Origin of the sequence: Paenibacillus gorillae, assembly GCF_000513275.1 — a bacterium.
GTDB classification, from domain to species: domain Bacteria; phylum Bacillota; class Bacilli; order Paenibacillales; family Paenibacillaceae; genus Pristimantibacillus; species Pristimantibacillus gorillae.
The window spans coordinates 18,852-28,501 of record NZ_CBVJ010000135.1; the positions used below are offsets into that span (position 1 = coordinate 18,852).

The 9,650-nt window shown below is 49.1% G+C and carries 10 protein-coding genes; 1 reads left to right on the top strand and 9 read right to left on the bottom strand.

Annotated features, from left to right (window positions below; translation table 11 throughout):
• Positions 1-39: 39 nt before the first annotated feature.
• The 9 genes from TY10_RS25890 to TY10_RS25925 all read right to left on the bottom strand — a co-directional run bounded on the left by TY10_RS25890 (position 40) and on the right by TY10_RS25925 (position 7,683).
• Entirely contained in the window at positions 40-1,719 is a 1,680-nt protein-coding gene (locus tag TY10_RS25890; RefSeq protein WP_420329429.1) for a ribonuclease J, read from the bottom strand.
• Between the two features lie 109 nt (positions 1,720-1,828).
• Positions 1,829-2,254 carry a hypothetical protein gene (locus TY10_RS25895; RefSeq protein ID WP_042170341.1) on the bottom strand — a complete coding sequence of 142 codons (426 nt, stop codon included), beginning with the start codon at positions 2,252-2,254 and terminating at the stop codon, positions 1,829-1,831.
• Positions 2,254-3,315 (bottom strand): histidinol-phosphate transaminase, encoded by a 1,062-nt coding sequence (gene hisC, locus TY10_RS25900; RefSeq protein ID WP_042170343.1) that lies wholly within the window; start codon positions 3,313-3,315, stop codon positions 2,254-2,256. The genes TY10_RS25895 and hisC overlap by 1 nt, the downstream gene beginning before the upstream one ends.
• Positions 3,316-3,433: 118 nt before the next feature.
• Positions 3,434-4,069 carry a YIP1 family protein gene (locus tag TY10_RS25905; RefSeq protein WP_042170345.1) on the bottom strand — a complete coding sequence of 212 codons (636 nt, stop codon included), beginning with the start codon at positions 4,067-4,069 and terminating at the stop codon, positions 3,434-3,436.
• Position 4,070: 1 nt separating this feature from the next.
• Positions 4,071-4,244, bottom strand: a complete 174-nt coding sequence (locus TY10_RS30655) for a hypothetical protein (protein WP_155986052.1) — start codon at positions 4,242-4,244, stop codon at positions 4,071-4,073.
• 378 nt (positions 4,245-4,622) lie between these two features.
• Positions 4,623-5,138, bottom strand: coding sequence for a GNAT family N-acetyltransferase (locus TY10_RS25910; protein WP_042170348.1), 516 nt, complete (start codon positions 5,136-5,138; stop codon positions 4,623-4,625).
• A gap of 138 nt (positions 5,139-5,276) precedes the next feature.
• Positions 5,277-6,167: a MetQ/NlpA family ABC transporter substrate-binding protein gene (locus tag TY10_RS25915; RefSeq protein WP_042170353.1), complete on the bottom strand. Its 891-nt coding sequence runs from the start codon at positions 6,165-6,167 to the stop codon at positions 5,277-5,279.
• A 68-nt stretch (positions 6,168-6,235) separates the two neighbouring features.
• Complete coding sequence (locus TY10_RS25920; protein WP_042170355.1) at positions 6,236-6,901, bottom strand: methionine ABC transporter permease; 666 nt, start codon at positions 6,899-6,901, stop codon at positions 6,236-6,238.
• Positions 6,898-7,683, bottom strand: coding sequence for a methionine ABC transporter ATP-binding protein (locus TY10_RS25925; RefSeq protein WP_042170361.1), 786 nt, complete (start codon positions 7,681-7,683; stop codon positions 6,898-6,900). Before TY10_RS25925 ends, TY10_RS25920 begins: the two co-directional genes overlap by 4 nt.
• Before the next feature lie 385 nt (positions 7,684-8,068).
• Between TY10_RS25925 and TY10_RS25930 the strand changes: the two genes are divergently transcribed.
• A complete protein-coding gene (locus TY10_RS25930) occupies positions 8,069-9,439 on the top strand; it encodes an LLM class flavin-dependent oxidoreductase (RefSeq protein ID WP_042170364.1) in 1,371 nt (456 codons plus the stop codon).
• Positions 9,440-9,650 lie beyond the last annotated feature (211 nt).

Sequence of the window (9,650 nt, forward strand, 5' to 3'; positions counted from 1 at the left end):
TCACTAATCAAAGTTAAAAGTGGACTGGTTAGGTGCCGATTACACTTCCATGATGATAGGAAGAATCATCGGCTTTCTTTTCGTTTGCTCGTATAGGAATCGTCCGAGCGAGTCTTTGACATTTGATTTCAGCGTCGTCCATTGATTGACGTTGTCGCTGATGGATTTCGTTATCGTTCTCGATACAATTCGGCCCGCTTCTTCAAGCAGCCCCTCTGACTCACGTACATAGACGAAGCCGCGGGAAATGATATCCGGTCCCGATTTGATCGTTTTATCCTGTTTGCTGATCGTTACAACGACGACAAGAATGCCGTCTTGGGAAAGATGCTTGCGGTCGCGAAGCACGATATTGCCGACATCGCCGATGCCCAGACCGTCGATATACGTATTGCCTGCCGGTACTTTACCCGATTTGCGGGCATCGCCGCCCACAATTTCTACGATCTCGCCGTTGTCGACAATAAAGATATTGTCGCTTTCGACGCCAACCGCAACAGCAAGCTTCTTATGATGCAATTGCATCCGGTACTCGCCGTGAATCGGAATAAAATATTTCGGAGCCATAAGTTGAAGCATGAGCTTTAGCTCTTCTTGGCTGCCGTGGCCGGATACGTGCATCCCGGTTGCGGAGCCGGAACCGTAAATGACATTCGCTCCCAGACGGAACAATTCATCTACCGTACGGCCGATGCTCCGCTCGTTGCCCGGAATCGGGGTAGCGGAGATAATGACAGTATCGCCTTCGAGAATTTCCACTTGACGATGATTCGAGCGAGCCATGCGCGTAAGCGCCGACATCGGTTCGCCTTGGCTGCCGGTACATAGAATAACGACCTGGTTGTCCGCATAACGGTTAACCTCGTTTGGCTCGATGAGCATGCCATCCGGAATGTTCAAATAGCCTAGCTCCGATGCGATCGTAATCATGTTTACCATACTGCGGCCAATAACAGCCAGCTTGCGTCCTGTTACGTGGCCGGCGTCAATAACCTGTTGAAGCCGGTGCACGTTCGAAGCGAACGTCGATACGATAACACGGCGCTCCGCTTTGCGGAAAGCGTCGATGAAATTCGCACCAACGATGCGCTCTGAAGGAGTAAAGCCGGGACGCTCTGCATTCGTGCTCTCAGAGAGCAATGCAAGAACGCCTTTACTTCCGATTTCCGCCATCCGATGAATATCCGCATGATAGTCGCCAACCGGTGTTTGATCGAATTTGAAGTCGCCTGTATGAACAACAACGCCTTCCGGAGTATCGAGCACGACGCCCAAGGAGTCCGGAATACTGTGATTCGTCTTGAAGAACGAAGCTGTCATTGAACCCAGCTTGAGCACGGAATCGGAATGAATCAACGTTCTTTCCGTCGTGCCGAGCAGGCCCGCTTCCCTCAGTTTTCCTTCGATCAAACCCATGGTCAGCCGGCTTGCATATACCGGCAGACTAAGCTGCTTCAGAATATAAGGCAATCCGCCGATGTGATCTTCATGGCCGTGCGTGATGAGCAGCGCTCTAACTTTGTCTTTGTTCTCGATGAGGTAAGAGATATCCGGCACGATAATGTCGATGCCCAGAAGCTCTTCATCAGGGAACTTGGAACCGCAATCAATTACAATAATATCGTTCGCATATTGCACTGCGTACATATTTTTACCAATTTCGCCTACGCCGCCCAAGGCAAAAATGGATAGCTTGTTTTCTTTTTTGTTATTCAACAATAAACCTCCTAATTATTAGACTGACGACGTTCATATACTCAAACCAAAAAAATCCGAACCAGTCACTTGTCCTCATTATAACACGAAGAATTAACAAAAAGGAAATAGGCTATTGCGCCTTTATTTCCCTGTTGAGCTTTCGCCAAGCAGTCATGATGCCGTTGACCGCCATCCCTAGAGCAACACCAAGCGCGACTGCTCCCAAATTCAAAATATGAATGAATAGGAGAAGCATGCCCCCGCCCATTGCGCCCTCTGGCAGCCGAGGAAATAGCAAGCCTGTAATAATCGCGAATGGTACCCACAGCACCGGTATAAACAATGGGAAATACCAGTATCGGTTGCGGAACCATACGACGACAGGCACGGCGTACAACGCTGCCAGCACCCCAGCAATCCAATAGCTGTTGGTAAAGACGGCATCGCTGTAGTAGGCCATGTTAAAAAAAGTATTCCCGATTAAAGCATAAATAACGCTTGCAAGCACGGCAATTAATGTTGCTCTCCGAAAGCTGCGTTTTTTCCCGGCATCCATTACAGCGCCACAATTCCTCTCACAGCTTGCAGAAAAGCTTCCATCTCCTCATCCGTTCCAATCGTTACACGCAAGTAGCGGTCGATTCTTGGCTGTTTGAAATAGCGGACGAGAATGCCCTGCTCGCGCAGCTGCAGGAAGATCGCTTCGGCATCCACTGTCGGATGCGAAATAAAGACGAAATTCGCTTTTGAATCCGTGACTTCAAAGCCGATGGATTCCAGCTCCGCAGCCACCGCATCGCGTGTTGCATTTACTTTAGCAGCTGTCTCTTGGAAGTAAGCCTCATCCTGAATAGCCGCAATAGCGCCTGCCAGTGCCAGACGGTCAATGGTATACGAATTGAACGAGTTTTTAACCCGGTTCAATCCATCGATCAGCTCTTCACTGCCAAGCGCCCAGCCGACACGCAAACCCGCCAGCGAGCGCGACTTGGACAACGTCTGAACAACAAGCACATTCGGGTACTCGTTCACCAGCTTAGCTGCAGATTCGCCGCCGAAATCGATGTAGGCTTCGTCGATAATGACGACTTGATCGGCGTTTTGCTCAAGAAGAGCACGAAACTCATCCACAGGAATGAGCATCGCTGTAGGAGCGTTCGGATTCGGTATGACGATCCCGCCGTTCTCCCGGTTGAACAGGTCAAGCGGCATGCGGAGCTGCTCGTCCAGCGGAATCAAATCCGCCTTCAGGCCATAAAATTCCGCATACACTTTATAGAAGCTGTATGTAATGTCCGCAAACAATACCGGTTTGGCCGGATTAAAGAAAGCGGCAAAAGCAAAAGACAGCACCTCGTCCGAACCGTTGCCGAGAAACACCTGACTAGAAGTCAGCCCGAAGTAGTCTGCTACGACGCTTGAAAGCTCTCCACAGGTTGGATCGGGATACAGCCGAAGATCTTCGTTAGCTGCCGCTTTTATTGCCTCCAAAACGTTTGGAGACGGCGGGTACGGATTTTCATTCGTGTTCAACTTGATATATTTTTTGTCCTTTGGCTGTTCGCCTGGCACGTAAGGAACCAGAGAAGCAGCTAGCGGACTCCAAAATTTACTCAATGAGTCGTTCTCCCTTCTGTATATGCACGCCGAAATTAGCTAATTTCAGAATAATTCATTTTGGCTTACAAAACCATCCTGAAATTCGCTTACCAAGAAGGGAAGATATTGAGGCGGCTCAAAAAATGGCAAGTATCGCAGAAAAAATAACCACTATAACAACCACGACTAATAGCATTCCAAATATGATAGCAACGCTGCCCAGAGCTCTCCATGCAGAGAATTGATGAGCTTCACCTACCGCATGCAATGAAATGAGTAAGTTCCAGATTGTCAATAAGAGACTAACCATTAGCAGCAGGTAATTTAACATTGGATACGCATCACTAGACGGATTAACACTCGTAAAATTGTCTTTACCATAGAGTAGAAGATTGGGAATCCACAGAACCCCCATACCTATCGATGGTATATAACTGCCCATGGTCAAAGCCGTTCTAAGATCCGAATAACTGCCTTCACCGCCAAGCCATCTGCCTATCCAGACGAATACTGCGCTGCCTAGATATAAACCGATAAGACCACCAATCATACCTCCGATAATAATAAACGCTATTAGCGCTCCCAAAGACATTGTATCTACGAAAGATCTTCCAGAAACCTTATCCAACGCGTTTAAAATGCCTGCTCCAAGCGCAATCGGAATCATCCATTTAACAGGCTGTCCGGAATCGAGCTGCGCCCGGACCGTCTCCCTTGGCCGAATCCAAACTGCTAACCATGGCGAAAGCTGCTTTGTTTGCCCTTGCTCCACTCTAGAATCTCCGTCCTTTTTCCGCTAAATAAATATCAAGGGCGGCAATTCCCCTGCGTGCCAATTTGATAAATAAAACCGACATATAAATGCCGAGAGCAAGAATTGGAATATAAATAAGTCCCAGTAAAATAAACGGCCATATGAAAACAAAAACACCCGGATCACTATTCAACCAAATTCCCTCCTTTCCATTCTGTTTAGTTAGGAACATTTTACCATCGCTGAGCGGTTCTTGTCTGCAACAAAAAGACGCATCCCGGCTGATGCGTCTCTGACTCTCTTGCGATGCTTAGCCTATAAAATGCAAAAAAATAACGAATTATAATGCAAATGTGCATGTTGTCAGCCGCTTTATCGACGATCTATCGCCTCAAAATGCAAAAGTGCATTTTGATTGGCCTAATTTGCCTTGAAAGAGCGAATTTGAGTCATTTCAAATGCACTTTTACATTTTAAAGGCTGTTTTGGACCGTTTGAGGCACATCAGCATGCACTTTTGCATTTTGTTTCTCATTCCGAATGGGAAAGTGAGTATATGGTCTTGATCGGGCTATTCGATTCGCTTTCCTACAATAATAAGATCCCGCTCAATGCCATCAAGCTCCGCCACTCTCGGCAGATGCGCCCAGCGCTCGAAGCCGAATTTGTCCAGCAGCCCCAGGCTCGGTTCGTTATGGCCGAAAATAAAACCGAGAAGCGTACGGATCTGCAGCCTTGGACAAGCCTCCAGCGCTTCCCGAATAAGCAGTGAGCCGATTCCGCGGCTGCGCTGCTCCTGCGCGATATATATGCTCAGCTCGGCTGTCGCCTGATAAGCCGGCCGGCCATAGAAGGATTGAAAGCTAAGCCAAGCGATAATAGTTCCGTTCTCCTCCAGCACCCATAACGGTCTTGCATCCGGCGAATGCTCCTCCCACCATTTCTGACGGCTTTCTACCGTTACAGGTTCCAGATCGGCAGTCACCTGGCGTGAGGAGATCGTCGAATTGTAAATGTCCACGATGCGGGGCAGATCCTCCAATACCGCGTCTCTTAACGTTAAAGTTCCATCCAGTAGCTTGATCATCACGGCTCGTCCTTCCTGTCGGCTTGCTGTACCGTTTTGAAAAGCATTTTATCATGAAACAGCGCCCCGCCGCCATGATTGACGGGAGACGCTGTCTCGCTTATTGAAGCTAATAGATAGCTTCCTGCAAACTAATAATTAGAATGCCGGCACAACCGCAACGCCGTACTTGTCTTCAATAAATTTCTTCACTTCCGGTGACAGCAGCGCTGCGCTCAGCTTCTTCACTTCATCCCGGTTTTCGTCGCCTTTGCGTACGACGATGATATTCGCATAAGGCGAGTTTGCGTCCTCGCGGAAGATCGCGCTTTTCGGATCAAGACCCGCTTCCAATACAAGGTTTGTGTTAATAACTGCGCCTGCCAAATCCGGCAGCGCTCTTGGCAGCGTAGCGGAATCAGCTTCAACGAATTTCAGCTTAAGCGGATTTTCCACAATATCTTTAGGTGTTGCTTCATACGTCGTCAAGCCGTCCTTCAGCTTGATTAGCCCTTGCTGCTGAAGCAGCACCAATGCCCGGTATTCATTGGACGGGTTGTTCGGAATACCGATTTTCGCGCCTTCCTTCAGCTCATCCTTCGACTTCAGCTTGTCGGAATAGAAGCCGATCGGCTCGACATGCACTTTTGCCGTTACAGCAAAGTCATACCCCTTTTCACCTTTAACGGAATCCAGGTAAGGGACGTGCTGGAAGTAGTTCGCGTCAATTTGGCCTTCTTTTAGCGCCGGATTGAGCTGGCCTTCGTCATCCAAGATAACGACTTCCAGATTAACGCCTTGCTCCTTCAGAATCGGCTTTACGAATTCCAATATTTCCGCATGCGGCACTGGAGCAGCGCCTACCTTAATTGTAACTTCTGCCGGAGGCGCTTCTGTCGCAGCTTCGGTCGGTGCAGCCGTCGCTTCTGGCGATGGCGCATTCGTCGCCTTGCTGTTGCCGCCGTTGCCGCCGTTCGATCCGCAAGCCCCCAGGATCACGCTAATGACGAGCAGTAGTGCAGTCAACGTAAATACATGCTTTTTAACCATATTTTTCTCCTACTTTCCCTTTGTTTTTTCGCTAAACGGTATATGTGGTATAGCCGTAAAACCATCTCTTATAGCTGTCTTCTTCGCCTCAATATCGACCGGGCGACTCCGTCACCGGAAAATTGAATGAGCTGCACAAGCGCAATGATGACAATGACAGTAGCGATCAGAATGTCTACGCGAAAGCGCTGATAGCCGAATCGGATTGCTAGACTGCCAAGGCCGCCTGCACCTATTGCACCAGCTACGGCAGTAAATTCGGTAATTGCAATAACCGCAATCGTAATGCCCCGCACAAGGGCGGGAAGCGCTTCGGGAATCAATACACGGAAAATGATCGTCCAAGGAGTGGCGCCCATCGCTTTCGCCGCCTCGATTTTACCGGCGCTTATTTCCTTCAAAGAGTTCTCAATGATACGCCCTAGAAAAGGAGCAGCGCCTATCGACAGTGACACGATTGCGGCCGTCGGCCCCAGCGAAGTGCCGACCACGAAACGCGCCACCGGCAGAAGCAAGACGATCAGAATAATGAAGGGAAGCGATCGAACGCCATTAATGAGCGTCCCGATAATTTTGTTAAGCGTTGGCGCAGCCAGAATGCCATTACGTTCTGTTACGACGAGTGTGACTCCGAGTGTTATGCCAATGAGCAAAGCAAATACCGAGGACCATGCCACCATATAAAGCGTCTCTTGAAGACCCTCCCATAGCAGTTCAAGCAAGTCATCTCTCATATGCCGGCACCAAACCCTTCAATAATGGATCGCTTATCACGATAATAATCAATGATGCTGACAAAACGTCGGGCTGTATGGCTCTCCGGCTGGAGAAACAGCTTGTCGACTGTGCCGGTCTCAGCAATAGAGCCGTATTCAATGACCGCCATGCGATCGCAGACATGCTGCAAAACGTCCAGCTCATGCGTAATCAGCACGATCGTCAAGTCAAGCTTGGCGTTAATATCCTGAAGCAGCTCCAATATGGAATACGTCGTCTGCGGATCGAGCGATGAAGTCGCCTCGTCGCTGAGCAGAACGTCCGGATCGTTGACGAGCGCTCGTGCGATGCCAACCCTCTGCTTCTGTCCTCCGCTCAGCATAGACGGATAGACATTTTCTTTGTCCTCGAGACCGACGAGCGCGAGCAGCGACCTTACCTTTTCTCGAATATACGGTTTGGGATGACCCGCTACGGAGAGCGGAAATGCAATGTTCTGAAATACCGTCTGTGAATCAAGCAAATTGAAATGTTGAAAAATCATGCCGATCTTCCGTCTCGCAAGCCGAAGCTCCTTTTCGTTCAGGTCGGTAATGACTGTATCGCCGATTACGATGCGCCCTGTGTCGGGCTCCTCCAACCGGTTCAAGCAACGAATCAAGGTCGATTTACCTGCACCGCTGAAGCCGATGATGCCAAAAATATCGCCTTTTCGGATACTTAGGTTAATATTGCTGAGTGCTGTAACCGTTTCATTACCGGTTTTATAGGTCTTGCTTAGATTGGATACCTCAATCATGTTGCCTCTCCCCCGATTTTGGTCTTTAAAACGAAAAAAACTAAGCGCATGACCGTCCCTATTGCCCGGTAATGCGCTTAGTTTCCAGTCTACTGGTCAACTCGCCGCTTTTATAACCAACTAAGCCGATTGATTTTCTATAATTTAAATCACAAACCAGGAAGTGTCAATACTTGTTTACGGAATTTTAGAGGGAATTCATAAAGTTCGCTTCTTTGCGCTCTTTAGTTTCGTATCCTCCCATAAATAAAATAGCTGGACTGTCAGGATCATTTTGAGCATTGACGCTGTCTCCGGAAGATGGTAAATTATAGCCAATTATTCTTATAAAATAACTTGGTTAATTTGAAATTCATAACTTCACCTGTCGATAGGAGGCTACTCAATGACTCAATCTCAGCAACAATCCGGGCAACAACGCCCGCGGCAAATTAAACTTTCCGCATACTTGGTAGGAACCGGCATGCACGTGGCTGGCTGGCGTCACCCCCATGCCCAACCGGATGCAAGCATCGATATCGACTATTATCGCAAGCTGGCTCAGACGGCAGAACGCGGTAAGTTCGATATCGCTTTTATAGCCGACAGCCTGGCAATTAATGAGCAATCGCACCCTAACATTCTTAATCGTTACGAACCGATCACACTCATTACGGCGCTTGCTTGTGCAACGACACATATCGGAGTCGTAGCTACTGCGTCAACCTCCTATATTGAACCGTTCAATCTGGCGCGGCTGCTGCTTTCTGCCGATCACATCAGTAAAGGCCGAGTAGGCTGGAATATTGTGACGACGCGCGATTTGTCGGGCAATACCGCTCTGAATTTCGGTGGACAGGAGCATTATGAGCATAGCTATCGCTATAAGCGGGCTGAAGAATTTGTAGAGGTCATTCAAGGACTTTGGGATTCATGGGAGGACGACGCCTTCCAGCGGAATAAAGCCAGCGGTGTCTTTTTCGACCCGGACAAATTGCATCGTATTAATCATCAGGGTGAATTTTTCTCCGTGCAAGGACCGTTGAATATCGCGCGTTCCCAGCAGGGGCATCCCGTGCTTGTTCAAGCCGGAAATTCGGAGGCTGGACAAAGCTTTGCCGCCAAATCGGCGGAGGTTATTTTCTCTATTAAATACAATATTGAGGATGCTCAGACGTTCTACCGCTCTTTTAAAGAAAAAGCAGCGGCGACCGGACGATCACCTGAAGATGTTTATATTTTGCAGGGGATCTCGCCCATCATTGCAGAGTCGGATGAAGCCGCCAAAGCGAAGCTTCGGCAGTTGGAGGCGCTTATTACGGATGAACAGGGTATCGGGTTCCTCTCCGATTACTTCCGCACCGTCGATTTTAGCGGCTTCACGCTGGAATCGCGCGCAGTAGACGTCGGGCTCGATCGGGTCGACGAGAGCAAATCCGATTATAAAAAGCATCAGCCTGTCATTGCGAGAGAAAATCCGACGCTTCGGGAGGTCTACTCCTTGTTGACCGGCTCCTTCAGCGGCGACCATCTGGTCGGCTCACCGGAGAAAATCGCCGATACACTGGAGTATTGGTTCCAGGAACGTGCCGCCGACGGCTTTATGCTGATGGCTCCTCTGCTGCCGGACGGATTGGACGATTTCGTCAATCTCGTCGTACCTATTCTGCAGGAACGCGGGCTGTTCCGCACGGAGTACGAGGGCAGCACGCTGCGCGAGCACTTCGGCTTGCCCAAGCCAGCCAACCGCTTTAGCGCAGCTGAAGTTAAAGCGTAGGCATATCGTTCCGGGCAACTTACCTATAGCGAAGCTGGTTCGCAAATTTGCGAAGCCATTTTCGCTAATAGCTGATGTGCATAGCCTCTAGAATGAAAGAGCGAAGCTACTTTCGCTTTCGGAGAACCTAGGTTCACGAATTGCGAAATTTGCTTCGCTCTTTTGCATAAACCACTCGCCTCGCCATGCCGCAACGAATTCCGATTCGTTA